The sequence below is a fragment of the Geodermatophilus sp. SYSU D00965 genome (assembly GCF_054050075.1).
Genome location: NZ_JBJGYQ010000006.1, coordinates 192,292 through 216,212, shown reverse-complemented (window position 1 = coordinate 216,212; position 23,921 = coordinate 192,292). Strand labels below are relative to the sequence as shown.

Below are 23,921 nucleotides of genomic sequence, written 5' to 3'. Positions count from 1 at the left end.
GCGGCTCAGGACTCGGCGATGGGGCGGCCGACGGTCAGCGCGTCCCGGACGGCGGCGTCCAGGGACTGGAAGGCTGCGTCGGGCTCGGCGCCCACCGCGTCCAGCACGCTGCTGAAGAAGCAGCGGGCCGCCGCAGCCAGGACGACGTCGAAGATCTCCGTGTCGTCGACCCCGAGCGCACGCAGTTCGGCGAGGTCGTCCTGGGTCATGTGGGCTGCTCCGGCGGCCACCTTGTCCGCGAGCGCCATCACCGCCCGGTCGACCGGCGTCACCGGCGCCGCCGCGGGGTCGGTCGCGATGGCGGTGACGGCTGCCGAACCGTCGAACTGCTCGGCCAGCAGCTTGCCGTGGGCGAGCGAGCAGTAGCTCGACCGCAGCCGGAGGGCGGCAGCGACGGTGGCCAGCTCGTAGCGGCGCAGGTCCATCGATGCCTTGATCGCGCCGTTGAGGGCCCGCCAGGCCTCCAGCACGGCCGGCCGGTTGGCGAAGACCCGCGTGTAGTTGGCGACGTAGCCGAGAGTCTCCCGGTCACGGTCGTACGCGGCCGACACCGCGCCCGCTGCCCCCTCCTCCGACGGGGTCCGGATCCAGGTCACCGGCCGACCGTAGCCCCGGACCGCGGCGCCACGTACTGATCCGGCACCACGAGGTACGGGCCGCGCGAGCGCCCCGGCTTCCGCACGGCCTCGCGCACAGGTCAGCAGGGCGGCGGGTCGTCGTCCGGCGGCGGGGACTCGTCCGCCGGCGGTGCCGCCGTGGGGTCGGGGTTCGGGTCCCGGTTGCCGCAGGCCGGGCGGGCGGCCGTCAGCTGCGGGCGGCTCCGTAGCCGAGCAGCGCGGCCAGGCCCAGCGCGCTGCGCGGGGCGTAGGCGGTCCGCCAGAGGCCACCGTGGGCGGCGGCGCAGGCCTCGTCCTGCCACGGCTGCTCGTGCGCCGGGCCGCCGCCGGTGTGCAGGTCGTGGACCAGCAGCGCGGCCATCAGCACGTTGGACGTCGCCGGCTCGAACACCTCGACGCCGAACCGGTGCGCCCCGGCGTAGGCCGCCGCCAGCGCCCGGTTCTTGACCACCGAGCGGGTGCGGGTCGGGGGCGCGACGTTCATCGACACCGTGGTCCCCGCGGCCCGCGCCACCGTCGCGCGCCAGCGCTGCAGCCGCTTGGCCAGCGCGTAGTTCGGGCCCTGCTGGGCGACGAGGCTGTCGGCGATGCCGGGGGCCGTGCCCGGCACGTGGGCCCGCTGCAGCAGCCGGCCGGCCGACAGGGTGCGCAGCGGCCGGCCCAGCAGCTTCGCCGTCCGCGACCGGCCGGCGTAGGCGCGCACCGAGTGCTCCACCGCCTCGGCCGGGACGGCGAAGACGTCGGTCGGCGTGGCGAGGAAGGCCAGCGCCAGGTCGGGGCGGGCCGCGGCCAGCCGCACGGTGAGCGCGTCGACCGCCGTCGACACCCGCACGTTGGTGGCGCCGTCGGCGTACACGTAGTTGCCCAGCACCGGCCGGCCGGGCAGCCCGGCGACCCACTCGGCCACGGCCGGCACGTCGGCGATGAGGTCCGCGCCGGCCCGGGCGGCGTCGGCGGGGCCCTCCCCCTCGACCGGCAGCAGCAGGGTGCCCGCGCCGCGCCGGGCGGTGTCGAGCACCCGCTCCCACAGCGGTGCGCGCGGCAGGTCGACGCCGGCCACGCGGGCGCCCCAGCGCAGCAGCGCGGTCAGCGGCCCCATCTCCGCGCCGGCCCCGAGCACGACGACGGTGGTACCGGGCAGCGCCAGCCACCCGGGGTTGGCGGCCACCGTGCGCACCGCCTCGGCGCACGACGGCTCCACCACGCCGGCCGCGATCCAGCTGTCCAGCTGCGCCAGCAGCGCGTCCCCGCGCAGGCGGCGGCCGTGGAAGGGCAGGGAGAGCTCCCGTTCGGGCTCGGCGGTGCCGGTCACCTCGGCCGTGGCCAGGGCGCGCCCGGCCGGGGCGGTGAGCAGCGCGTCCAGGCCGGTCTCGGCGCCGTCGGCCCCGGCGACCCGCATGCGGGCGTGCAGCGAGGCCAGGCCGCACTCGGCGATGGTGAGCGCGGCCTGGCGCGAGGACAGCCCCGCCTCGACCAGCCGGCGGAAGTGGGTGAGGTAGCCGGCCCGCCAGTTGGTCTCCCGCTCCGCGGCCGCCGCGCCGGTGGGGTCGACCGGCCGCAGCGCGTCGGCGACCACGCCCCGCCCCAGCGCCGCGGTGCTGCGCCGCCCGTCCGGACCGGCCGGGAAGACGACGCCGCCGTCCTCGGCCGCCATCAGTCGGCGGTCATCGGGGCGTCGACCGGCGCACCGGCCTCCAGCCAGCGCAGCAGCGTGCGCGCACCGAAGCCGGTGCCGCCCTTGACGACCTCCGCGTCGTCCCCCTGCGCGCGGGCGGGGCCGGCGACGTCGAGGTGGGCCCAGGGCAGGTCGCCGGCGAACGGCCGCAGGAACAGCGCGGCGGTCGTCCCGCCCGGGTTGCCCGGCGCGTTGTTGGCGTCGGCGACGGTGCTCTCCAGCAGGTCGGCGTACTCCTCGGCCAGGGGCATCCGCCACACCGGCTCGCCGGCGTGGGCGGCGGCGGTGCGCAGCGCGTCGGCCAGGCCGTCGGTGGTGGCGTAGAGGCCGGCGGTGCGGGTGCCGAGCGCGACCTTCATCGCGCCGGTCAGCGTGGCGACGTCGACCAGCACGGTCGCGCCGAGGCGCAGCCGGGCGTGGGCCAGCCCGTCGGCGAGCACCATGCGGCCCTCGGCGTCGGTGTTCTGCACCTCCGTCGTCCGCCCGCCGACGTGCCGGACGACGTCGGCCGGCCGGTAGGAGGAGCCGGACACGGCGTTCTCCGCGGCCGGGACGACGGCGGTCACGGCGACCGGCAGCCCCAGCCGGGCGGCGGCGTCGAGCGTGGCGAGGACGGCGGCACCGCCGGCCATGTCGGTCTTCATCTCGCGCATGCCCGCGTTGGGCTTGATGGACAGGCCGCCGGTGTCGAAGGTGATGCCCTTGCCGACCAGCACCGGGTGCCCCACACCCGCGGACGGGGGGCGGTAGGAGGCCACGATGACGCACGGCGGCGTGGCCGAGCCCCCGCCGACGGCGAGCACGCCGCCGAAGCCGCCGGCCCGCAGGTCGTCGGTGTCGAGCACGTGCACGGTGACGTGGTCGAGCCCGGCCAGCCGCTCCCCCACCTCGGCGGCGAGCCAGGCCGGGTTCTTGGTGTTGCTGGGCGTGTTGACCAGGTCGCGCGCCCAGGCGACGGCGCGGCCGGTCACCTCCCCGGCACGGGCGGCGGCGGTGACGGCCGGGTCGGCGGCGTCGGTGGCCACGACGGTGACGGTGGCCAGCCGTGGCGGGTGGGGCTTGGAGGTCTCGCGGAAGCGGTAGCCGGCCAGCAGCGCGGCCTCAACAGCGGCGCGCACCTCCTCCGCCCCGGCGGGCGCGGCGGCGTCGTCCACCGGCAGCACCAGCCGGGTGGCGCCGTGCTCGGCGAGGGTCTGGCCGCGGCGGACGGCGACGCCGACGTAGCTGCGCAGGTCCGGCAGCGTCGCGTCGCCGACCCCGACGGCGACCACGCTGCGCGGGCGGCGGCCGGGCACCGGCAGGTTGGTGACCGCCCCGGGGCGGCCGGTGTTGCCGGTGTCGCGCAGTGCACCGGCCAGCAGGTCGGCGTCGACCGGCGCACCGGGGCCGGACAGCCAGCCGGGCAGCGCGCCGCCGGACCCGACCGGCACGGCCAGGACGTCGTCCTCCCCCAGCGCCGGGAGGGTGGACAGGACCTCGACCCGCGGCAACGGCGCGGCCCCGGTCGCCGGCGTGCTGCCGGCGGCCGGGGCCGCGTCGTCCTGCGCGGGGCTGCCCGGGGGCAGGCTCGCGGGGCTGTTCAGCTGGTCGCGCCCTTCAGTGCCTCGGAGAGAGCCGCGGCCTCGTCGGGCGACAGCTCGACGACCAGGCGTCCGCCGCCTTCGAGCGGTACGCGCATGACCAGGCCGCGCCCCTCCTTGGTGACCTCCAGGGGACCTTCACCCGTGCGCGGCTTCATGGCCGCCATGCGTGCCTCCTTCATCGGCCACCCACAACCTCTGCTGGCTGCGGTGTGACGTCTCGTCGATGCCGTGAGCTCTGCTCCCCATGATCCCGTATCCGGCGCTGAGGTCCAACACGAGCCCCCGTCCGTGGGAGGACGGGGCCCTGCACGAGGGCCGTTCCGGCACGTCACTGCGCCCGGAAGCAGTCGGCGACGTGGTCGTCGACCATCCCGGTGGCCTGCATGAGGGCGTAGGCGGTCGTCGGGCCCACGAAGACGAACCCGCGGCGCTTGAGCTCCTTGGCCATCGCGGTCGACTCCGGGCTGGTCGCCGGGACGTCGGCGAGCGTGGCCGGCCGGGGCCGCGGCGTGGGAGGCGCGAACGACCAGAGCAGCTGCGAGAGCCCCTCGGGGACCCGCTGGGCCGCCTGCGCGTTGGCGATCGCCGCCCGCACCTTGGCGCGGTTGCGCACGATGCCCGCGTCGGCCATCAGCCGCGCCTCGTCCTCGTCGGTGAAGGCGGCGACCGCGTCGATGGCGAACCCGGCGAACGCCGACCGGAACGCCGGGCGCTTGCGCAGGATGGTCAGCCACGACAGCCCGGACTGGAACGCCTCGAGGCAGAGCCGCTCGAACAGCGCGTCGTCCCCGTGCAGCGGGGTGCCCCACTCCTCGTCGTGGTAGGCGACGTACTCCGGGGCGCTGTCGCCCCACGCGCACCTCACCAACGGGGCGCCTCTGACCAACGGGTCCACGGCGCGGAACGGTAGCCCCGCCCACCGACAGCCCTACGGTCGTCGCCGTGGCGACCACGACGACCCGCTCCCCGGTCACGGCCCGGCCCGGCCTCGCGCTGCGGCCGCTCACCGGGCTGGCCGGCGCGCTGGTGCTGCTCCTGGTCGCCCTCGCCGGTCGCTACGGCTACCACCGCGACGAGCTGTACTTCCTGCGCGCCGGGCGGGAGGCGGCGTTCGGCTACGTCGACCAGCCGCCGCTGACCCCGCTGCTGGCCGCGGCGGTGGACGCGCTCGCCCCCGGCTCCCTGGTCGCCCTGCGGGTGCCGTCGGCGCTCGCGGCCGGGGCCGTCGTCGTCCTCACCGGCCTGCTCGCCCGGGAGTTCGGCGGCGGCCGGGCCGCCCAGCTGCTGGCCGCCGCGGCGATGGCGGTGTCGGCCCTGCTGCTGGCCGTCGGCCACCTGCTGTCGACGTCGACGCTGGACCTGCTCGCCTGGACGGCGCTGTCCTGGCTGCTGGTGCGGGCGCTGCGCGACGGCGGGCGGGTCTGGCTGGTCGCCGGCGCGGTCGCCGGCCTGGCGCTGCTCAACAAGGTGCAGCCGGCGTTCCTGCTGGCCGCCGTGCTGGTCGGCGTCCTCGCCGTGGGGCCGCGGTCGGTGCTGCGCAGCCAGTGGCCCTGGCTGGGCGGCGCCCTGGCGCTGGTCGTGTGGTCGCCGAACCTGGTCTGGCAGGCGGCGCACGGGTGGCCCCAGCTGGAGCTCGCGCAGGCGATCGCGGCGGGCAGCTCGGGCACCAGCGAGCCCTGGTACCTGTTCCTGCCCTTCCAGCTGGTGCTGGTCAGCCCGCTGCTCGTGCCCGTCTGGGCGGTCGGCTGGGTCCGGCTGGCGCGCGACCCGGCGCTGCGGCAGTGGCGGGCCTTCGCCGTCGCCTACGCCGTCCTCGCGGTCGTGTTCCTGGCCACCGGCGGCAAGCCCTACTACCTGGGCGGGCTGTACCCGCTGCTGCTGGCCGCCGGGGCGGGACCGGTGGTGGCGTGGGCCCGGGGCAGCCGGCCGCGGACCGCCGCCGTGGCGGGCGCCCTGGCACTGAGCCTGCTCGTCGACGCGTTCCTCATGCTGCCCGTGGTCCCGGTCGGCCGGCTGGCCGCCACCCCCGTGGTCGACGTCAACTACGACGCCGGGGAGACCGTCGGCTGGCCGGCGTTCGCCGCGACCGTCGGCCGGGCCCGCGGGCTGCTCCCGGCCGACGAGCCGGTCGCCGTCCTCACCCGCAACTACGGCGAGGCCGGCGCGGTGGACCGCTACGCACCCGGGCTGGCCCCCGCGCACAGCGGCCACAACGCCTACTGGGACTGGGGCCCGCCGCCGGAGTCGGTGACCGCGGTCGTCGCCGTCGGGCTGCCGGAGGAGGAGCTGCGGCGCTGGTTCGGCCGGGTGGAGCTCGCCGCGCGCGTCGACAACGGCGTCGGGCTGGACAACGACGAGCAGGGCGTGCCGGTGTGGGTCGCCGAGCAGCGGCAGGTGCCCTGGTCGCAGGTCTGGCCGCAGCTGCGCCGGCTCGGCTGAGCCGCCGGCCCCCGGGTCAGGGGACGGCGGCGTCGACGTCGGGCAGCTCGGAACCGCGGCGGCGCGCCGGGGAGCGCCGGGTGGCCAGGACGCAGCCGGCGACGACCAGCGGCAGGCCGACGGCCAGGCCGAGGGTGAACGGCTCGTCGAGCAGCAGGACGCCGAGCAGGACCGCCACCGCCGGGTTGAGGAAGGTGATGACCAGCGCCCGCTGGGGGCCGACCTCGCGGATCAGCGCGAAGAACATGGCCAGCGCCACGGCGGTGCACAGCACGCCCAGGGTGACCAGGGAGAACAGCGCCGGCGCCGGCGCCCGCACCGCCTCGTCCAGGTGCGGTGCGGCGACGGGCAGGTAGACCACCGCGGTCACGGTGAGCGCGATCGCGCTGGCCGCGACGCCGGGCACCTCGGGCAGGGCCCGGCTCACCACCAGCGGGCCGGTGGCGTAGCCGACGACGACGAGGGCCACCGCCAGCAGCGGCAGCAGGGCGATCCCCTCGACGTCGAGCCCCAGCAGGACGGCGATCCCGACGACGCCCAGCCCCATGCCGGCCAGCCGCACCGGGGTGAGCCGGTCCTCCTCCCCCGCCAGCCGCCCGGCCACGGCCGCGACGAACGGGACGCCGGCGACCAGCAGCCCGGTCAGCGAGCTGGACAGCGTCTGCTCGGCGTAGGAGAGCAGCAGCCAGGGCCCGGCCATCTCCAGGACGGTGAACAGCAGCAGCGCCTTCCAGTGCCGCAGCGCCGGGCGGACCTGGCCGCGGGCGATCGTCCACGGGAGCAGCACGGCGGCCCCGAGCAGGCAGCGGACGGCGACCACGACGACCGGCGGGACCTCCTCGACGGCCACCTTGATGAGCAGGTACGGGACGCCCCAGATGACCGACATGGCGAGGAACAGCGCCCAGCCCCGCCGGCTCATCGCTCCCTGCGTGCCACGCTGCACGACCTCACGATGGCCATCCTGCCCGACCCTCCCGACGACCTACCGTGGGAGCGTGTCCGACTACGCCACGTTCGTCCTCTTCGCGGCCGTGCTCGTCCTGGTGCCGGGCGCCGACTTCGCGGTGGTCGTCAAGAACACGCTCACGGGCGGACGGCGGCGCGGCGCCTGGGCGGCCGGCGGTGTCACCGCGTCCAACGTGGTGCAGGGCGCCGCCGCCGCGACCGGCCTCGGGGCGCTGGTCGTGCGCGTGGAGCCGCTGTTCCAGGCGATCCGCTGGATCGGCGTGGCCTACCTGTGCTGGCTCGGGGTGCAGGCGCTGCGCTCCGCCGTCCGCGGCCGGTACCCGGCGCTGTCCGCGGGCGAGGCGGTCCCCGGCCAGGCGCTGGCCGGCTGGCGGCAGGGCTTCCTGTCCAACATCACCAACCCCAAGGTGCTCGCCTTCTACCTCGCGGTGCTGCCGCAGTTCCTCGGTCCGGGCACGCCGGTGAAGGTGTTGGCGGCCTACGCCCTCACCCACGCCGTCCTGGGGCTGGGCTGGCTGCTGCTGCTCGTGGCCGGGCTGGACCGTGCCCGGGCGGTGCTCGCCCGCCGGCCGGTCCGCCGCTGCCTGGACGCGTTCACCGGCTGCGCCCTGCTCGGCTTCGGCGCCCGCCTGGCGACCGAGCGGGCCTGAGCCGCCGCGTTTCCCGGTCCCCGCGGCGGGCACCGGTCGGCGGTGACCGCTGCGCCTCCCGCGCCGGGCCGGCGCCTCGCGGCCTCCGGGCTGCTGGTCGGCGCCGGCCTCATGGGCGCGGTCGACGAGATCGTCTTCCACCAGCTGCTGCACTGGCACCACCTCTACGACCGGGCCTCCGGCGCGGTCGGGCTGGTCTCCGACGGCGTGCTGCACGCGCTCACCCTGTCTGCGGTGGTCGCCGGGCTCGCGCTGACCGCCGACCTGCGCCGCCGCGGCGCCTTCGACAAGGGGCGCTGGTGGGCGCTGGTCCTGCTCGGCGCCGGCGGCTTCCAGCTGTGGGACGGCGTCGTGGACCACAAGCTGCTGCGGCTGCACCAGGTGCGCTACGGCGTGGACCTGACCGGATACGACCTCGCCTGGAACGCCGGGGCGGTGCTCCTGCTGCTCGCCGGGACCGTCCTGCTGCTCCGCGCCCGCCGGAGGCCGGCCCGGTGACCGCGCTCGCCGCGCTGGCGGCCGCCGCCGTGTACGTGGCGGCGAGCGGGCGGTGCCGCGCGCCGTGGCCGCTGGCCCGGACGGCGGCGTTCCTGCTCGCTGCGGGCGCGGCCGCGGCCGGCGCGCAGCTGGCCGGCGACCACGGCGACCTGCACACCCACATGGCCGGGCACCTGCTGCTCGGGATGGTGGCGCCGCTGCTGCTGGTGCTGGCCGCGCCGGTCACCCTGGCCCTCCGGGCGCTGCCGGTGACCGCGGCACGGCGGTTGACGGGGGTGCTGCGGACGCCGCTGCCGCGCTGGGCGACCGACCCGCTGGTCGCCGTCCCGCTGCACGCCGCGGGACTGTGGCTGCTCTACGCCACCGGCCTGCACGCGGCCGCGGCGCACCGGCCCGCGCTCGCGGCGGTCGTGGCGGTGCACCTGCTGGTCAGCGGCACCCTCGCGACGGCGTCGGTGCTCGCCGTCGACCCGGTGCCGCACCCGCGGGGTGTCGGGGTGCGGGCCGGCGCGCTCGCCGCGGGCGCCGCGGCGCACGACGTCCTGGCGCGGTGGCTGTACGCGCACCCGCCGGCCGGGGTGCTGCACGGCGCGGAGGGCGCGCAGCTCATGAACGACGGCGGCACGGTGGTGACCGTCGCCGTCGCCGCGGTGCTGTGGCGGCGCTGGTACGTCAGCCGCGCCGCCGTCCGCGCGGCCGTCCGCCCCGCGCCGGCCGCTGCCGCGCCAGCATGAGCCCGTGCAGACCGCTGACCGCTTCGCCGCCCTGGTCGACGCCCTCGCCGGCGAACCCGACGTGACCCCGCCGGACACCGCCGGCCCGCGCCGGTTCGGCTCCCGGGCGCTGAAGGTCGACGGCGCGGCCTTCGCCATGGTGGTCGGCGACGCGGTGGTGCTGAAGCTGCCCGAGGAGCGGGTGTCGGCGCTGCTGGCCGACGGCACGGGCGGCCCGTTCGGCACCGGCCGCGGCCGGGCCTACCGCGAGTGGGTCAGCCTCCCCGAGGGCGAACCGGGCACCGACCTGCCGCTGGCCCGCGAGGCGCTGGAGTTCGCCCGCGCCCGGCGCTGAGCGCCGGCGTCAGGCGACCGGCCAGACCACCTCGAGGTGCGGCTGCTCCGGATCGACGTCCCGGCCGGTCAGGTAGACCTCGGCGGGGCTGCCCGCCCGTCGCAGCCCTTCGGCGTCGCACCAGCGGGCGACCGCGTCGTAGGCGTCGAGGATGCGCGGGAACTCCGCCTCGCCACGCGAGAGCACGGTGACCGCCTCCCGGCCCGCCGGCTGCCGGCGGACCTGCAGGTCGCCGGCCGGGTCCACCGATCCGGTGAACGGCACGGCGGCCTCGACCGGGCCGTCGCTGTCCTCGGTGACCAGGCCGTGGTAGACGACCCGCAGCGCGCCGGCGCGGACGGCGCCCGAGGCGTCGAGGTGGGCCTCGATCGCCTCCCGGGCGGTGGTGATGAAGGCGTCGAGCCCGTCGACGGTCGTGGCCCGCCGGGTGCTCAGGAAGGTCGTCTCGTCGGTGGTGCGCAGGGTGACGTCGTGCACGGTGTCCTCCGGGGTGTCGGTCCCGCCGGCCAGCCGGCGGTGCAGGTGGGTCACGAGCTCCCGCCGCCGGGCGAGGTCGGCCTCGACGCCGTCCCACCAGCGGTCGACCGCGGCGAGGCGGTCGGCCGGGGGCCGGTCGAGGACCGCCCGCACGTGCGCGAGGGGCATGCCGGCCTGCCGCAGCAGCCCGATCAGCCGGGCCCGCTCCACCTGTGCCGGGGCGTACCAGCGGTAGCCGGTGCGGGCGTCGATCCGGACGGGGACGAGCAGGCCCTGGGCGCCGTACAACCGCAGGGCCTTGGGTGACAGGCGGGTGCGGGACAGGAACTCCCCGGCCCGCAACAGGTGCTCGTCCACACCGGCAGCCTGCGGCCGGCCCCAGGGGCGGGGTCAAGCCGGGCGCTCAGACCTCGCCGGCGAGGTAGGCGCGGCGCCGGTCGGGCGGGTACCGCTCGATGGCGTAGCGCAGCATCGTGCGCGGCATGCGGCGGTAGCGCGGGGCGAGGAACTGCTCGGCCACCGCCCGGTCGCGGTTGCCCACCTCGCGCAGCATCCACCCGACGGCCTTGTGGACCAGGTCGTGCGGGTCGGCCAGCAGCCGGTCGGCCAGGTGCAGCGTCGGCCCGAACCGCCCGGCGCGGATCCCGGCGAACGTGGCCATGACCGCGATCCGGCGGTCCCACACCGACGCGGACGCCGCCAGCTCGTCCAGGACGGCGGGCTCGACGTCGCCCAGCAGGTACGGCGCCGAGGCGTCGACGAGGTCCCAGTTGTCCACGTGCGCCCGGCACCTCAGGTAGAGGCCGACGACCTCCCGGCGCTCGTCGGCGCCGGCCCTGCCGAACCGCTCGACCAGCACGAACAGCGCGGTCAGGCGCTCCTCGTGCAGCGGACTGCGCAGCAGCGCCTCGACCTCGGCCAGGGACGTCGTCGCCGCGTGCCGGCGGGCCACCCGTCGCTGCACCGGGACGCCGATGCCCAGGAACCGGTCCCCCTCGCCGTACCCGCCCGGCCGCGCCTGGAAGTACCGGGCCATCCCCTCGGCCCGCTCCGGGTCGGCCGCCGCGGCCAGCTCGCCGCGGATCACCGCCGCGGTCATCCCGGGTGGCGGACGGCGAAGGCGGCGAACCGGCGCAGCGACCGGCGCACCCCGGCGACCACGAACGGCCGCGCCAGCGGCCAGCCGAGCTGCCCGAGCAGGCCGAACGGCAGCCACAGCTGCTCGGTCCACACGAAGGTGGTCCCCGCGCCGCGCGGGGTCACCTCGAAGATGCCCGGCCCGCGGACGACCCGCCCGGTGTGCTGGACGACGACCCGCCGCGGCGGCTCCCACTCGGTGATCACCATGGTGTCCACGACGCCGAGGTGCCGGCCGCGCCGCCACGGGAGGCCGGTGCGCGCCACCAGCCGCCCGCCGACCCCGGTGGCCGGGCCGCCGACCGTCTCGACGTCGGTGAGCACCATCCACTCGCCCTGGCGGGTCCAGTCGGTGAGCGCGGCCCACACCCGCTCGGGCGGGGCGTCGACGTCGACTGTCTCGGTCAGCTCACGCATCGGCCGGCGCCCCGTTCTGGTGGCCGGGCGGCGCCGCGTCGGCCCGGGCCGCGTCGGCCGCGGCCACCCGGGCCCGCAGCTCGGCCAGCTCCGCGTCGCGCTCCTCGAGGGTCTGCGCGAGCTGCTCGAGCAGCCAGTCCACCTCGGTCATCCGGTAGCCGCGGGCGGTCACCGAGATCCGCAGCCCCCGGACGTCGGCGGCGGTCACCGGCCGGTCGTCGGGCAGCTCGACCGGCGAGCGGTCCAGGTCGGCGGGCGGCTGGGTCTCCCCCCGGCCGAGCAGCAGCGCGCCGGCGAGGAACACCAGCGCACCGACCACCAGGACGGTGAGGACGAAGACGGCGACGGAGACCACGGGCGGCGACCTCAGGCGTCGCTGGGGGCGTTGTCGACCGGTGCGGCGCGCATGCCGCCGAGCCCCTCGCCGGCCTGGCGCGCCGCCTCGGCCTCCTGGATGACCCGGACGACCTCGTCGACGTCGTCGGTGACGGTGAACAGGTCCAGGTCGGAGGCGTGGATGGTGGCCGCCGGGACCATCGTGTCGCGGATCCAGTCGACCAGGCCCGACCAGTACTCGCTGCCGTACAGCACCACGGGAAAGCGGGTGACCTTGCGGGTCTGGACCAGGGTGAGCGCCTCGAACAGCTCGTCGAGGGTGCCGAACCCGCCGGGCAGGATGACGAACGCCTGCGCGTACTTCACGAACATCGTCTTGCGGACGAAGAAGTAGCGGAACGCGATGCCGACGTCGACCCACTCGTTGAGCTCCTGCTCGAACGGCAGCTCGATGCCCAGGCCCACCGACAGCCCGCCGGACTCCGACGCCCCCCGGTTGGCCGCCTCCATCGCGCCGGGCCCGCCACCGGTGATCACCGCGTACCCGGCCCGGGCCAGCGCCGCCCCGATCTCGACACCGGCGGCGTAGTGCGCGGAGTCCCGCGGCGTGCGGGCGCTGCCGAAGACGCTGACCGCGCGCGGCAGCTCCGACAGCAGTCCGAAGCCCTCGACGAACTCGCTCTGGATCCGCAGCACCCGCCACGGGTCGGTGTGCACCCAGTCGGTCGGGCCCCGCCGGTCCAGCAGCCGCTGGTCGGTCGTCGTCCCCTGGGTCCGCGGGTCGGGCTCCCCGCCCCGCAGCATGATCGGCCCGCGGTGGCGGGTCGGGCGGGGACGGCGTCCCCCGTTGGCCTCGACGGTCATTCGGAGCTCCTCAGGGCGTGGAGAGGTAGGCGACCAGGGCGTCCTCGGCCGGCTGCAGGCGGTCGATGACGACGTGTTCCTCGCGGGTGTGGGCCAGCTGCGGGTCGCCGGGGCCGTAGTTGACGGCGGGGATGCCGAAGGCGGCGAACCGGGCGACGTCGGTCCAGCCCAGCTTGGCCCGCGCCGGCCGGCCGACCGCGGCGACGAACGCGGCCGCGGCGGGCTCGGCGAGGCCGGGCAGCGCACCGCCGGCGTTGTCGACGACGGTCAGCGTCACGCCGGCGGCGATCGCGTCGGCGAACACCTCGCGGACGTGCGCCTCGGCGGCGGCCTCGTCCCGGTCGGGGGCGTAGCGGAAGTTCACCGTGACGGTGCAGGCGTCGGGGATGACGTTGCCGGCGACGCCGCCCTCGATGCGGACGGCGTTGAGCCCCTCGTGGTAGGTGCAGCCGTCGATCTCGACCTCGCGCGCCCGGTAGCCGGCCAGGGTGGCGAGGATGCCGGCCGCGCCGTGGATCGCGTTCACGCCCAGCCAGCTGCGCGCGCTGTGCGCCCGGCGGCCCGGCACCTCGAGCACCGCCCGCAGGGTCCCCTGGCAGCCGGCCTCGATCTCGCCGTCGGTGGGCTCGAGGAGGATCGCGAGGTCGCCGTAGAGCCAGCCGCGGCGCTCGCGGGCGACCCGGCCCAGGCCGTTCTTGACCGCCTCGACCTCCTCGTTGTCGTAGAAGACGAAGGTCAGGTCGTGGGCCGGCTGCGCGCCGGGGACGCCGAACCGGCCGGCCAGCCGCAGCATCACCGCGTCGCCGGCCTTCATGTCGCTGGTGCCGCAGCCGTAGACCCGCCCGTCCTCGACCCGGCTGGGCAGGTTGTCGGCGATCGGGACGGTGTCCAGGTGCCCGGCGAGCACCACCCGGCTGGGCCGGTCGAGGTTGGTGCGGGCGAGGACGGCGTCCCCGACCCGCTCCACCTCCAGGCCGCCGAGCCGGCGCAGCGCCGCCTCCACCGCGTCGGCCAGCGCACGCTCGTCCCCCGACACCGAGGGCGTGTCCACCAGCGCGCGGGTGAGCGAGAGGACGTCGGTGGACAGGTCCAGCGCGGGCAGGTCACTCACGGCCACCGAGCCTACGGGCGGCGTGGTCGCCGGGCCGCCGCAGCGCGCTCCGTCACCGGAAGGTTGCGCACCGTTCACCCCCTGGTGCGCCCCGCCGCCGCCGACCGGGGCCGCCCGTGCGCTGGGTAGCGTCGTCCCCGTGACGAACGCCGCCCCGCTCTCCGCCGTCGCCGCCGGCCTGGCCACCGTGACCCCCGCCGGCACGGTGCTCGACACCTGGTACCCCGAGCCGCGCCTGGGCGCCCCCGAGGGCTCGGTCGCCGGCACCACCCGCCTGGGGGCGCTGGAGCTCGCCGGCGAGCTGGGGCCCGACTACGGCGGCCTGGTGCGCAGCGACGAGGCCCGCGGGGTCGAGGTGATCGCCGTCCGCACCGTCATCCCCGACCTGTCCGCGCCGCCGGTCGACACCCACGACGTCTGGCTGCGGCTGCACCTGCTCTCGCACCGCCTGATCCGCCCGCACGGCGCTGACCTGACCGGCGTCTTCGGCCTGCTGACCAATGTCGCGTGGACCAGCGCCGGCCCCGTCGAGGCCGCGTCGTTCAACCCGCACCGGCTGCGCGCGGCGTACGGGCAGGTGACCGTGTACGGCGTCGACAAGTTCCCGCGGATGGTCGACTACGTCATCCCCTCCGGCGTGCGGGTCGCCGACGGCGACCGGGTGCGGCTGGGCGCGCACCTGGCCGAGGGGACGACGGTCATGCACGAGGGCTTCGTCAACTACAACGCCGGCACGCTGGGCCCGTCGATGGTCGAGGGCCGGATCAGCGCCGGCGTGGTGGTCGGCGCCGACAGCGACGTCGGCGGCGGCGCCTCGATCATGGGCACCCTCTCCGGCGGCGGGAAGCAGGTCATCTCGATCGGCTCGGGCTGCCTGCTCGGCGCCAACGCCGGCATCGGGATCTCCCTCGGCGACAGGTGCGTCGTCGAGGCCGGCTGCTACGTGACCGCCGGCTCGCGGGTGACCCTGCCCGACGGCTCGGTCGTCAAGGCCGTGGAGCTCTCCGGGCGCGACGGGCTGCTGTTCCGCCGCAACTCGGTGTCCGGCGCGCTCGAGGCGCTCCCCCGCGACGGCGACTGGGGCGCCCTCAACGCCGAGCTGCACAAGAACTGAGGCCGCACCCCCGTCGGTTTCCGCGGAAACCGACGGGGTGCCGGGGTCGGTTTCCGCGGAAACCGACGGGGTCCTCAGCCGATGTCGCCGGGGCCGGGGGTCTCGGGGGTGTTGGACGGCGCGGCCGCGGGGTGGGCCAGGTGCTCCAGCAACGCGACGACGAACTCGCGCGGCCGCTCCACGTGCGGCGAGTGGCCCACGCCGGGGAGGACCACCTCGCGGTACGCGCCGCCGTCCGCGGCGTAGCGGTCGAGGACGGCGCGGGTCTGGGCGACCATCGGCTGCGGCGGGCAGACCTCCTGACCCGGCCAGCCCGGCACCGCGCCCAGCGCGCCGAGCTGGGCCAGGTCGAACATCGACGCGTCGGAGACGATCGCGTCGGCGTCCCCGCGGATCCAGAGCACCGGCGGCTTCCCCGGCAGGTCCACGACCCCCGAGACGTCGAACACCGTCGGCGCCATCGTGTTGAGCACACCGCGCCGCCCGGGCGCCACCCCCGGCCAGGTCGCGCAGGTGGCGGGCTCGCCGGGGTAGTGGTCCTCGCCGGTCCGGGTGCTGAGCATCGCGGCGACGAAGACGTCCTCGAGCTGCGGGTCCAGCGGCAGCGAGCCCGGGGCGACGTAGAAGGTCCGCAGGATCGACCGGGGGCTGGTCGGCTCATCGGCGGTGGTGTCGCCCGCGGCGAGGGCGGCGACGAACCCGGGGTTGGCCGCGCCGGCACCGGCACCCGCGCCGTCCTCGGACAGCCGCCGTCCCTCGGGGCCGACGGTGCCGCCGAACCCGTACGGGGAGACCGGGGCGACCAGCGCCACCGAGGCGACCCGCTCCGGGGCGTCCAGCAGGTACTGCAGGACGACGCCGGCCCCCATGCTCCAGCCGACCAGGTGCACCCGCTCCAGCCCGAGCGTCGTGACCAGCGCGGCGAGGTCGTCGGCCCAGTCCCGCACGCCACGGCCGGCGTCGATCGGCAGCGGGTCGGTGTCGCCGTAGCCCCGCAGGTCCACCGCGAGCGGTCGCACCCGGCCGGTCTCGGCGAGGGCCAGCATCGGCTGCTGCCAGAACAGCGACGAGCTGACGTTGCCGTGCACGAACAGCACCGTCTCGCCGGGGCCGGCCGGGTCGACCCCGTCGGGGTGCAGCACGTTCTGGGTCAGCCGCCCGGTCGGCACGCGGGTGGCGGTGATGCCGGGCAGCAGGACGTCGCTCATCGGATCTCCTCACAGGGCGTCGGCGCGCCGACACGCTAGCGACGGACACCTCGCCGCGACACCGCCGCGCGCCCAGGTCGGGCACCTACAGTCGACCAGATGACCAGTGGGCGCAGCGCGACGGTGCAGCGGTCGCCGGCGGCCCGCCGGCCGGCCCGGCGCCCGGCGGCGGCCCGTCGCCCGAACCGCCGGGTGGCCGGACGGCGCCCCTCGTCCGGCCGGCGGGCACCGGCCCGCCGGGCGGCGCGGCGGACCGCGGCCGCCTGGGCGTGGCTCGCTTTCCTTGTCGCCGTGGTGGTGCTCGTGGTGATCGCCGCGACCGCCGACCGGGAGGAGACCGCGCTGTCGACCGCGGAGTGCCGGCTGCCGGCCACCGGGCTGACCCTCACCGGCGAGCAGGTCGCCAACGCCGCGACGATCGCGCAGGTGGGGTACGACCGCGGCCTGCCCCAGCGGGCCGTCGTCATCGCCCTGGCCACGGCCATGCAGGAGTCGGGGCTGCGCAACCTCGACTACGGCGACCGCGACTCCCTGGGGCTGTTCCAGCAGCGGCCGTCGCAGGGCTGGGGCACGCCGGCGCAGGTGCAGGACCCGGTCTACGCGGCCGGCAAGTTCTACGACGGCCTGGTTCAGGTGCCCGGCTGGGAGGACCGCCGGCTGACCGACGCGGCGCAGCTCGTGCAGCGCAGCGGCTTCCCCGAGGCGTACCAGAAGCACGAGGGCATGGCCGTCGAGCTCGCGGCCGCGCTGGGCGTCGACGACTCGCCCTGCGGCTGAGGTCGCGACCCGCGGACGTTCGACCGTGGCGGGACCCGGTCCCCGGGGACCACGATCCAGGGGTGCCCATCACGGTCGCGGGCCTGCCGGCCCACCCGTTCCTCGTCCACGCGGTCGTCGTCCTGGTCCCGCTGGCGGCACTGGGCGCCGTCACGATCTCGGTCCGCCCGGCGTGGAACCGGCCGTACGGCCCGCTCGTCGCGGCCGCGGCCCTGGCGGCGGCCGGCGCGGCGACGCTGGGCTACTTCGCCGGGGGGCAGCTGCGCGACGCCATCGAGATCACCCCCGGGTTCGTGCCCGTGATCGACGAGCACGCCCGGCGCGGGCTGTGGGCCCTCGTGGCGGTGTGGCCGTTCGCGGTGCTCGCGGTCGCCACGGCGGTGCTGGCCCTGCGCTCGAGCCGTCGGGCGGGGCGGGTCGTCGGGGTGCTGTCGGCGCTCGCCGGGGTCGCGGCGCTGGTCACGACGGTGCTCGCCGGGCACTCGGGCTCGTCGGCGGTGTGGGGCGCCGTCACGGGCTAGGGTCGGCACGTGCTCGGCCGCGCCCGGGGCATCGGGCGGTCCCTGGTCCTGTACCACGGCGTGCCCGGCCGGCTCCGGCGGATGGTGCGGTTCTACGGGCAGTTCCTCGGCCCGGGCGACGTCGGCTTCGACATCGGCGCCCACGTGGGCAGCCGCGTGCGCGCCTGGCGCCGGCTGGGCGCGCGGGTGGTGGCGGTCGAGCCCCAGCCGGACTTCCAGCGCATCCTGCGGCTGTTCTTCGGCCGCGACGACGGCGTCACCCTCGTCCCCGGCGCGGTCGGGGCCCGCCCCGGGCGGGCGCGGCTGGGCATCTCGACGGCGTTCCCGACGGTGTCGTCGATGTCGCCCGACTGGATCGAGTCGGTGGCCACCGACCGGAGCTTCGCCCGCGTCCGGTGGGACCGCTCCGTCGAGGTGCCGGTGGCGACCCTCGACGACCTGATCGCCGTCCACGGCGAGCCGGCCTTCTGCAAGATCGACGTCGAGGGCTTCGAGGTCGAGGTGCTGGAAGGGCTCACCCGCCCGCTGCGCGCGCTGTCCTTCGAGTACCTGCCCCCCGCGCACGACGCAGCCCTCACCGCGCTGGACCTGGTGGAGCGGCTCGGGGCGGGTGCGGGCGGCTACCGGTACAACTACTCGCCCATCGAGACCATGCGCTTCGCCGCCGACCGCTGGCTCGACGCGGGTGACCTGGTGCGGGTGCTCGAGCGCTTCCGCCCGCTGGGCCGCTCCGGCGACGTCTACGCCCGGCTGGCCGGGGCGCCGACGGCGGCGTCGTAGCTGACGTCCCAGGCGGTGACCACGTCGTCCGCGGTGAGGTGCACGAACCGGTTGCGCAGCACGATCCCCTCGGCCACTCGGCCGATCCCGAGGTCGCCCACCGCCTCCTTGCCGGCGCCGATGATCTTCGGTGCGGTGCCGATGACGGCCCGGTCGACGAGTCCGCCGCCGAGCAGGGACGTGATCACCCGAGCGCCGCCCTCGACCAGCAGGCTGCGCACCCCGCGCTCGCGCAGCGCCCGCAGGCCGGCGACGAGGTCGACCCCGCCCGGCCCGGTCGGGAGGACGCACACCCCCGCGCCGGTCGCCTGCACGCGCTGCCGGTCCTCCTCGGGAGCGCGGTCGGTGGTGAGCACGAGCGTGGGTGGTCCGCCCTCCAGCAGCAGGGCGCTCGACGGCGTGCGCAGCGTGGAGTCCAGCACCACCCGCAGCGGCGAGGCACCGGGGACGAGCCGGACGGTGAGCCGGGGGTCGTCGCACAGCACCGTGCCGACGCCGACCATCACCGCGTCGCAGGCCGCCCGCAGCGCGTGGGACAGCGCCCGCTCCTCCTCGCCGCTGATCCACTTCGAGTCGCCGCCGGCGGTCGCGATCCGCCCGTCGAGGGTCTGGGCGTACTTCAGGACGACGTAGGGGCGGTCGGGCGGCGGGTCGACGTCCCCGAGCAGGGCGACGGCGTCCGGCGGCGACGTCGGCTCCGGCGCCAGCTCCTCCCCGGCCGGCCGGACGTGGCCCAGCCGCTGCTCCTTGGTGCGCAGGTAGCCGGTGTTGCGGCTGTGCGCCGCCGTCCTCAGCGGCTCGGTCCCCGCGATCGTGATCCCGGCCGCCCGCAGCTGGCGCACCTTGTCCGGGTTGTTGGTCAGCAGCCGGACGGCGTCGACGCCCAGCAGGCGCAGGACCGCGGCGCCGTCGTCGTAGCGGCGGTCGTCGACCGGGAGGCCGAGCCGCAGGTTGGCGTCGACGGTGTCGGCGCCCTCGTCCTGCTCGACGTACGCGCGCAGCTTGTCGACCAGCCCCACGCCGCGGCCCTCGTGCCCGGTGACGTAGAGCAGCAGGCCCCGCCCCTCGGCGGCGATGCGGCGCAGCGCGAGCCGCAGCTGGATGCCGCAGTCGCAGCGCAGCGACGTGAGCGCGTCCCCGGTCAGGCACTCGGAGTGCAGGCGGGTCAGCACCGCTCCCCCGCCGGCGACCTCGCCCATGGTCAGCGCGAGGTGGACCAGCTGCGGGCGCACCTCGAACGCCCGCACCTGGAACTCACCGAACTGGGTCGGCAGCGCCACACGGACCAGCTCACGCGCGCCGTTCACCCAGGCCTCCTCTCCCCGTCCCGGGTGGAGTCCTCCCGAGTAAAGCGAGGGGCCGTGGCCACGGACAAGGGGAGCCGCGGCGGCGGGTCCTCGCCCGCCGCGGGACCGGCGGGACGTCGCAGCAGCAGCACCGCCGCTCCGGGCAGGCAGGAGACCAGGCTGAGGACGCCGTAGACGAGCGCGACGGTGAACCCCGTCGTCGCGCCGAGCCCGGTGGCGCCGAAGCCGAGCGCGGCGACGGCCTCCCGCGGGCCCCAGCCGCCGACGCTGAACGGCAGCGCCATCGCCAGCAGCGCGAGGACCAGCAGCGGCAACAGGTCGCCGAGCCCGGCCCGCGCTCCCGCGGCGCGCGCGGCGACGACGAACAGCGCGAGGTGCGCGGCCGTCGCGGCGGCCGACGCCACGACCACCCCCGGCCAGGTGCCGAGGGACAACACCCCGCTGCGGACGGCGGCCAGGCCGGTCCCCAGCGCGGCCCGGGCCCGCGCGGCGCGGCCGCCACGCACCGCCGCGATCCCCAGCACCGCGACGACGGCGAGGACGACGGCCAGGGTCGCAGCGGCCCCGCGGCCGGGGACCAGGGAGCCGACCGCGGCCACGAGCAGCTCGGGCCGGGTGAGCAGCACACCGACGGCGACGACCACCGTGACCACCAGGCCGGCCGACCGTTCCAGCGCCACCGCTAGGACGCCCCGCCCGACGTCGCCCGCCCGCCGGCCGGAGCTGACCGCCCGGTGGACGTCGCCGAGCACCCCGCCCGGCAGCACGGAGTTGAGGAACAGCGCCCGGTAGCAGTCCGCGACCGCTCCCGGCAACGGCAAGGTCAGCCCCAGACCGCGGGCCACCAGGCACCACCGGCACGCGCTGAGCACCGTGGTCAGCAGGCCGATGCCGAGCGCGGCGAGCACCGCCCCGGCCCCGATCCCGCGGAACCCCTGCACGACGGCGTCGCTGCCGAGGCGCACGAGCAGCGCCGCGACGATGCCGGCGCCGACGAGGAGCCTCAGGTACGGCCACAGCCGGCGCATCACGGCGTCCGCGCCGGGAGGGCCAGCACGTCGACGTGGCCGACCTGCACCCGCAGCCGCCCGGCGGCGCAGGCGTCGAGCCGGCGGCGCAGGTAGGCGCCGGCGACCCGCGCCAGGTCCGGCTGCTGGGCGCAGGCGGCGCCGATCCACCCGCGCAGCCACTCCTCGGCCAGCGCGGCCCGGTCGGCGCCGAGCAGCCACGGGCTGGGGCGGCTGACCACGGCCGTGCCCCGCCGGGCGAAGGCGTCGACGGCGGCCGGGCCGGCGTCGGGCCCGAGCAGGCGGCGGCCGCCGGCCTCGCGCCGCTGGTGGGCGTCGAAGGCGGCGGCGAACGCGGCGTCCAGCGGATCGGCCGGGGTCAGCTGCACGCGCCCGGTCACCGTCAGGGTGAGGAGGGCGGCGGCGCCCGCCTGCGCGCACGCGGCGGCGAGCGCGTCCACCTCCGCGGCGGTCAGCAGGTCCAGCAGGGCGGAGGCGGTGACCAGGGCCGTGCCGGCCAGGTCGGACCCGCGCAGGCCGGTGAGGTCCCCCCGCTGCGTCCGGACGGTGACCGGGGCGCCGTCGGCCGCCGGGCCCGGCGGGCGCGTCGCCGCGGCGGCGAGCAGGTCGGGGTCCCGGTCGTGCAGCACCCACACCTGCGGGCCGGGCAGCCGACCGGCGAGCCAGCGGCCCATCGAGCCCGTGCCGCAGCCGAGGTCCCGGACCAGCACGGGAGCGCCGGGCCGGGCCGCGGCCGCCAGGTGTGCGCCCAGCGTCGTGACCAGGTCCGCCGCGCGGGCCGCGGCGTCGGCTTCCTCGCGCAAGGCCAGCCAGGCCGGCGCGCACTCGGGTGCGCCCGGACGGCTCAGCCGGGCGTCCCACGCAGCCGTTCCAGCACCCCGATCAGGCATCCGACCGTCGCCTCCCACCCGTCCAGGCCGGCGCGGCGTGCCCCCGCGGCCGAACGCAGTTCCTCCCGCAGGCCCGGCTCCCTCAGCCAGCGGCGCACGCCGGCCGCCAGGGCCGCGACGTCGGCCGGTGGCACGAGCAGGCCGGGCACCCGGCCGTCCGGGTCCCGGCCGAGCGACTCCGGCACCCCGCCGGCGGCCGCGGCCAGCACCGGGACACCCCGCGCGAGCGCCTCGGTCACGACCATCCCGTAGGACTCGGCGCGCGAGGGCAGCACCAGCAGGTCGGCGCCGGCGTAGGCAGCCGCCAGGTCCGCCCCCGTCCGCGGCCCCGCCAGCCGCACCCGCCGGTCCAGCCCGGCGCGGTCCACGGCGCGCCGGACGGCGGCCACGTGCGCCGGGTCCCGGCGCAGCGACCCCACCAGCTCGCAGGTCCAGGGCAGGTCGGCGGTGGCGGCGAGGGCCTCGACGAGCAGGTCCTGGCCCTTGGTCGGGGTGATCGCGCCCACGCACAGCAGCCGGCCGCCGCCGTCGGTGCCCGGAGCCGGCGGCGCGGGGTCGACGCCCGGCGGGGCGACGCAGACCCGCCCGGCGTCGAGCCCGTGCTGCTCGACGAGCCGCTGCGCGGTCCACCGGCTGGGCGTCACCACCGCGGCGGCGGCCCGCAGCGTCCGCCGCTCCAGCCCCGCGAGCTCCGCCGCGGACCCGGCCGACTGCCCCACCTCGTCGCCGAGCGGCAGGTGCACGAGGACGGCGAGGGCCAGCCGGCGGGCCTGCGGGACGACGACGTCGGGGACCCCGCAGCCGACCAGCCCGTCGACGAGCACGGGCGCGCCGTCGGGCAGGGCGGCCAGTACGCCGGCCAGCGCCGCCCGCGCGGCCGCGTCCGGCCGGGGCCACGTCCCGGGGACGGCGCGCTCGTCCACCGACCAGCCGGCGGCGGCCAGTCCGCGGCAGGCGCGGCGGTCGTACACGTTGCCGCCGCTGGGCACCTCCCCGTCGTCGACGTCCCCCGGGACGACGACGCAGACCGAGCGCGGCGCGGTCACAGTTCGCGCTCGTAGCTGGCCCACGCCAGGTGCGACTCGTGCAGCACGACGGTGATCCCGGCCAGGGCGCGCGCCCCCTCCCCGAGGGCGCCCGCGTGCACCCTCTCGGCGAGCCGGTCGGCGACCACCCGGGCGAGGAACTCGGTGGACGTGTTGACCCCGGCGAAGGCCGGCTCGTCGTCGAGGTTGCGGTAGTCGAGGTCGGCCAGCACGGCGCGCAGCTGCGCGGTGGCCAGCCCGATGTCGACGACGATGCCGTCGGCGTCGAGGTCGGCGCGGCGGAACGTCGCGTCCACCACGTACGTGGCGCCGTGCAGCCGCTGGGCCGGGCCGAAGACCTCGCCCCGGAAGCTGTGCGCGATCATGACGTGGTCGCGAACGGTGATCCCGAACACCGTCACCCCTCCCCGTACGTGACCCGCACGCACAGCGCCCGGAGCCCGCCGTCGGCGAGGCGGGGCATCAGCGCGGGCAGGTCCTCGAACCGGCACTCCTCGCTGATCAGCGCGCCGAACGCCGGCTCGGCCAGCAGGCGGAGGGCCAGCGCCAGCCGGTCGCCGAGGCTGCGCCGCGCCCGCCGGGCGGGGGCCACCGCACCGACCTGGGTGCTGCGCACCGCCAACCGGCGGGAGTGGAACGCCTCGCCCAGCGGCACGGCCACCCGGCGGTCGCCGTACCAGCTCAGCTCGACGACCTCGCCCTCGAAGGCGAGCAGCTCCAGGGACCGGGCGAGCCCGGCCTCCGTGGCGCTGGCGTGCACCACGAGGTCGCACTCGCCGGCCGCCTCGTCCGGGAGGGCGAAGCGGACGCCGAGGGCCTCGGCGACGGCCGCCCGCGCGGGGTCGACGTCGACCAGCTGCAGCTCGACCCCCGGGAAGCGGGCCAGCAGCGCGGCGACGCTGCACCCCACCATCCCCGCACCGACGACGGCGATCCGGTCGCCGACCCGCGGAGCGGCGTCCCAGAGCGCGTTGACCGCGGTCTCCACGGTCCCGGCGAGGACGGCGCGCTCCGGTGGCACCCCGTCGGGGATCGGCGTCACCGCCGCGGCCGGCACCACGTACCGCGTCTGGTGGGGGTACAGGCAGAAGACCGCCCGGCCCCGCAGGTCGGCGGGGCCGTGCTCGACCACGCCCACGTTGAGGTAGCCGTACTCCACCGGCCCCGGGAACTCGCCGACCTGGAACGGCGCCCGCATCGCCGTGTGCTGGCTCTCCGGGACCCCGCCGCGGAAGACCAGCGTCTCGGTGCCCCGGCTCACCCCCGACCACAGGGTCCGCACCTCGACGTCGCCGTCCCCGGCCGGGGGGACGGCGACGGTGCGGATCTCGCCCTCGCCGGGGGCCCGGAGCCAGAAGGCGCGCGCCGTCCGATCCACGTCACTCCTCCCCGGAGGGGTCGTGGACCCA

The 23,921-nt window shown here is 77.2% G+C and carries 28 protein-coding genes; 9 read left to right on the top strand and 19 right to left on the bottom strand.

Annotation, left to right across the window (positions count from 1 at the left end):
• Positions 1-5 precede the first annotated feature (5 nt).
• The 5 genes from ACI789_RS08150 to ACI789_RS08130 all read right to left on the bottom strand — a co-directional run bounded on the left by ACI789_RS08150 (position 6) and on the right by ACI789_RS08130 (position 4,740).
• Positions 6-596, bottom strand: a complete 591-nt coding sequence (locus tag ACI789_RS08150; RefSeq protein ID WP_457007867.1) for a carboxymuconolactone decarboxylase family protein — start codon at positions 594-596, stop codon at positions 6-8.
• A 208-nt stretch (positions 597-804) separates the two neighbouring features.
• A complete protein-coding gene (locus ACI789_RS08145) occupies positions 805-2,271 on the bottom strand; it encodes a hypothetical protein (RefSeq protein WP_457007865.1) in 1,467 nt (488 codons plus the stop codon).
• Positions 2,271-3,782: a leucyl aminopeptidase family protein gene (locus ACI789_RS08140; protein WP_457007863.1), complete on the bottom strand. Its 1,512-nt coding sequence runs from the start codon at positions 3,780-3,782 to the stop codon at positions 2,271-2,273. The genes ACI789_RS08145 and ACI789_RS08140 overlap by 1 nt, the downstream gene beginning before the upstream one ends.
• Before the next feature lie 89 nt (positions 3,783-3,871).
• On the bottom strand, positions 3,872-4,039 hold the full coding sequence (locus tag ACI789_RS08135; protein ID WP_012947303.1) for a DUF3117 domain-containing protein: 168 nt from the start codon (positions 4,037-4,039) through the stop codon (positions 3,872-3,874).
• Between the two features lie 164 nt (positions 4,040-4,203).
• Entirely contained in the window at positions 4,204-4,740 is a 537-nt protein-coding gene (locus tag ACI789_RS08130; RefSeq protein ID WP_457007861.1) for a DNA-3-methyladenine glycosylase I, read from the bottom strand.
• A gap of 77 nt (positions 4,741-4,817) precedes the next feature.
• On the opposite strand from ACI789_RS08130, the gene ACI789_RS08125 reads away from it, so the two are divergent.
• The gene (locus tag ACI789_RS08125; protein WP_457007859.1) at positions 4,818-6,314 is read left to right on the top strand and encodes a glycosyltransferase family 39 protein; all 1,497 of its coding nucleotides are present in this window, start codon (positions 4,818-4,820) and stop codon (positions 6,312-6,314) included.
• Between the two features lie 16 nt (positions 6,315-6,330).
• Here ACI789_RS08125 and ACI789_RS08120 read toward each other — a convergent pair whose 3' ends face one another.
• Complete coding sequence (locus ACI789_RS08120; RefSeq protein WP_457007857.1) at positions 6,331-7,260, bottom strand: DMT family transporter; 930 nt, start codon at positions 7,258-7,260, stop codon at positions 6,331-6,333.
• Between the two features lie 52 nt (positions 7,261-7,312).
• Between ACI789_RS08120 and ACI789_RS08115 the strand changes: the two genes are divergently transcribed.
• From ACI789_RS08115 to ACI789_RS08100, 4 genes are read left to right on the top strand one after another with little or no spacing between them, the layout of a single operon-like run.
• Positions 7,313-7,933 carry a LysE family translocator gene (locus ACI789_RS08115; protein WP_457007855.1) on the top strand — a complete coding sequence of 207 codons (621 nt, stop codon included), beginning with the start codon at positions 7,313-7,315 and terminating at the stop codon, positions 7,931-7,933.
• 42 nt (positions 7,934-7,975) lie between these two features.
• The gene (locus tag ACI789_RS08110; protein WP_457007853.1) at positions 7,976-8,431 is read left to right on the top strand and encodes a DUF2243 domain-containing protein; all 456 of its coding nucleotides are present in this window, start codon (positions 7,976-7,978) and stop codon (positions 8,429-8,431) included.
• Positions 8,428-9,165 carry a cytochrome c oxidase assembly protein gene (locus tag ACI789_RS08105; protein ID WP_457007851.1) on the top strand — a complete coding sequence of 246 codons (738 nt, stop codon included), beginning with the start codon at positions 8,428-8,430 and terminating at the stop codon, positions 9,163-9,165. The genes ACI789_RS08110 and ACI789_RS08105 overlap by 4 nt, the downstream gene beginning before the upstream one ends.
• Positions 9,166-9,169: 4 nt before the next feature.
• The gene (locus ACI789_RS08100; RefSeq protein WP_457007849.1) at positions 9,170-9,499 is read left to right on the top strand and encodes a hypothetical protein; all 330 of its coding nucleotides are present in this window, start codon (positions 9,170-9,172) and stop codon (positions 9,497-9,499) included.
• A 9-nt stretch (positions 9,500-9,508) separates the two neighbouring features.
• On the opposite strand, the gene ACI789_RS08095 is transcribed toward ACI789_RS08100, so the two are convergent.
• The 6 genes from ACI789_RS08095 to dapE are packed head-to-tail and all read right to left on the bottom strand — an operon-like array spanning position 9,509 to position 13,841.
• On the bottom strand, positions 9,509-10,333 hold the full coding sequence (locus ACI789_RS08095; RefSeq protein WP_457007847.1) for a MerR family transcriptional regulator: 825 nt from the start codon (positions 10,331-10,333) through the stop codon (positions 9,509-9,511).
• Between the two features lie 46 nt (positions 10,334-10,379).
• Complete coding sequence (locus ACI789_RS08090) at positions 10,380-11,075, bottom strand: DNA alkylation repair protein (RefSeq protein WP_457007845.1); 696 nt, start codon at positions 11,073-11,075, stop codon at positions 10,380-10,382.
• A complete protein-coding gene (locus ACI789_RS08085) occupies positions 11,072-11,530 on the bottom strand; it encodes an SRPBCC family protein (RefSeq protein ID WP_457007843.1) in 459 nt (152 codons plus the stop codon). The genes ACI789_RS08090 and ACI789_RS08085 overlap by 4 nt, the downstream gene beginning before the upstream one ends.
• Positions 11,523-11,885 carry a DivIVA domain-containing protein gene (locus tag ACI789_RS08080; RefSeq protein ID WP_457007841.1) on the bottom strand — a complete coding sequence of 121 codons (363 nt, stop codon included), beginning with the start codon at positions 11,883-11,885 and terminating at the stop codon, positions 11,523-11,525. Before ACI789_RS08080 ends, ACI789_RS08085 begins: the two co-directional genes overlap by 8 nt.
• An 11-nt stretch (positions 11,886-11,896) precedes the next feature.
• The gene (locus tag ACI789_RS08075) at positions 11,897-12,730 is read right to left on the bottom strand and encodes an LOG family protein (protein ID WP_457007839.1); all 834 of its coding nucleotides are present in this window, start codon (positions 12,728-12,730) and stop codon (positions 11,897-11,899) included.
• A 10-nt stretch (positions 12,731-12,740) separates the two neighbouring features.
• Entirely contained in the window at positions 12,741-13,841 is a 1,101-nt protein-coding gene (gene dapE / locus ACI789_RS08070) for a succinyl-diaminopimelate desuccinylase (RefSeq protein ID WP_457007837.1), read from the bottom strand.
• 139 nt (positions 13,842-13,980) lie between these two features.
• On the opposite strand from dapE, the gene dapD reads away from it, so the two are divergent.
• Positions 13,981-14,955 (top strand): 2,3,4,5-tetrahydropyridine-2,6-dicarboxylate N-succinyltransferase, encoded by a 975-nt coding sequence (dapD, locus tag ACI789_RS08065; RefSeq protein WP_457007835.1) that lies wholly within the window; start codon positions 13,981-13,983, stop codon positions 14,953-14,955.
• Positions 14,956-15,029: 74 nt separating this feature from the next.
• On the opposite strand, the gene ACI789_RS08060 is transcribed toward dapD, so the two are convergent.
• Positions 15,030-16,163 carry an alpha/beta fold hydrolase gene (locus ACI789_RS08060; protein ID WP_457007833.1) on the bottom strand — a complete coding sequence of 378 codons (1,134 nt, stop codon included), beginning with the start codon at positions 16,161-16,163 and terminating at the stop codon, positions 15,030-15,032.
• Between the two features lie 99 nt (positions 16,164-16,262).
• Between ACI789_RS08060 and ACI789_RS08055 the strand changes: the two genes are divergently transcribed.
• The 3 genes from ACI789_RS08055 (at position 16,263) to ACI789_RS08045 (ending at position 18,241) form a co-directional block, all read left to right on the top strand.
• Positions 16,263-16,940, top strand: coding sequence for a hypothetical protein (locus tag ACI789_RS08055; RefSeq protein WP_457007831.1), 678 nt, complete (start codon positions 16,263-16,265; stop codon positions 16,938-16,940).
• A gap of 62 nt (positions 16,941-17,002) precedes the next feature.
• A complete protein-coding gene (locus tag ACI789_RS08050) occupies positions 17,003-17,461 on the top strand; it encodes a DUF2231 domain-containing protein (protein ID WP_457007829.1) in 459 nt (152 codons plus the stop codon).
• A 9-nt stretch (positions 17,462-17,470) separates the two neighbouring features.
• The gene (locus ACI789_RS08045) at positions 17,471-18,241 is read left to right on the top strand and encodes an FkbM family methyltransferase (protein ID WP_457007827.1); all 771 of its coding nucleotides are present in this window, start codon (positions 17,471-17,473) and stop codon (positions 18,239-18,241) included.
• Here the strand turns inward: ACI789_RS08045 and ribA are convergent.
• Genes ribA through ACI789_RS08015 form a run of 6 tightly spaced genes read right to left on the bottom strand, consistent with a single transcriptional unit; the run spans position 18,202 to position 23,890 of the window.
• Positions 18,202-19,548 (bottom strand): GTP cyclohydrolase II, encoded by a 1,347-nt coding sequence (gene ribA / locus ACI789_RS08040; RefSeq protein ID WP_457007825.1) that lies wholly within the window; start codon positions 19,546-19,548, stop codon positions 18,202-18,204. The two genes, ACI789_RS08045 and ribA, sit on opposite strands and share 40 nt — an antisense overlap.
• Positions 19,545-20,576: a lysylphosphatidylglycerol synthase domain-containing protein gene (locus tag ACI789_RS08035; protein WP_457007823.1), complete on the bottom strand. Its 1,032-nt coding sequence runs from the start codon at positions 20,574-20,576 to the stop codon at positions 19,545-19,547. Before ACI789_RS08035 ends, ribA begins: the two co-directional genes overlap by 4 nt.
• Positions 20,576-21,379: a hypothetical protein gene (locus ACI789_RS08030; RefSeq protein WP_457007821.1), complete on the bottom strand. Its 804-nt coding sequence runs from the start codon at positions 21,377-21,379 to the stop codon at positions 20,576-20,578. The genes ACI789_RS08035 and ACI789_RS08030 overlap by 1 nt, the downstream gene beginning before the upstream one ends.
• A gap of 41 nt (positions 21,380-21,420) precedes the next feature.
• Positions 21,421-22,512 carry a glycosyltransferase family 4 protein gene (locus ACI789_RS08025; RefSeq protein WP_457007819.1) on the bottom strand — a complete coding sequence of 364 codons (1,092 nt, stop codon included), beginning with the start codon at positions 22,510-22,512 and terminating at the stop codon, positions 21,421-21,423.
• A complete protein-coding gene (locus tag ACI789_RS08020) occupies positions 22,509-22,913 on the bottom strand; it encodes a 6-pyruvoyl trahydropterin synthase family protein (RefSeq protein ID WP_457007817.1) in 405 nt (134 codons plus the stop codon). Before ACI789_RS08020 ends, ACI789_RS08025 begins: the two co-directional genes overlap by 4 nt.
• The gene (locus ACI789_RS08015) at positions 22,910-23,890 is read right to left on the bottom strand and encodes a zinc-dependent alcohol dehydrogenase (RefSeq protein WP_457007815.1); all 981 of its coding nucleotides are present in this window, start codon (positions 23,888-23,890) and stop codon (positions 22,910-22,912) included. The genes ACI789_RS08020 and ACI789_RS08015 overlap by 4 nt, the downstream gene beginning before the upstream one ends.
• Positions 23,891-23,921: the final 31 nt, after the last annotated feature.

Coding starts and splice junctions, on each gene's coding strand:
- ACI789_RS08035 (WP_457007823.1), bottom strand. CDS start 20,576: ATGCGCCGGCTGTGGCCGTACCTGAGGCTCCTCGTCGGCGCCGGCATC.
- ACI789_RS08075 (WP_457007839.1), bottom strand. CDS start 12,730: ATGACCGTCGAGGCCAACGGGGGACGCCGTCCCCGCCCGACCCGCCAC.
- ACI789_RS08085 (WP_457007843.1), bottom strand. CDS start 11,530: ATGCGTGAGCTGACCGAGACAGTCGACGTCGACGCCCCGCCCGAGCGG.
- ACI789_RS08055 (WP_457007831.1), top strand. CDS start 16,263: ATGACCAGTGGGCGCAGCGCGACGGTGCAGCGGTCGCCGGCGGCCCGC.
- ACI789_RS08135 (WP_012947303.1), bottom strand. CDS start 4,039: ATGGCGGCCATGAAGCCGCGCACGGGTGAAGGTCCCCTGGAGGTCACC.
- ACI789_RS08145 (WP_457007865.1), bottom strand. CDS start 2,271: ATGGCGGCCGAGGACGGCGGCGTCGTCTTCCCGGCCGGTCCGGACGGG.
- ACI789_RS08090 (WP_457007845.1), bottom strand. CDS start 11,075: ATGACCGCGGCGGTGATCCGCGGCGAGCTGGCCGCGGCGGCCGACCCG.
- ACI789_RS08060 (WP_457007833.1), bottom strand. CDS start 16,163: ATGAGCGACGTCCTGCTGCCCGGCATCACCGCCACCCGCGTGCCGACC.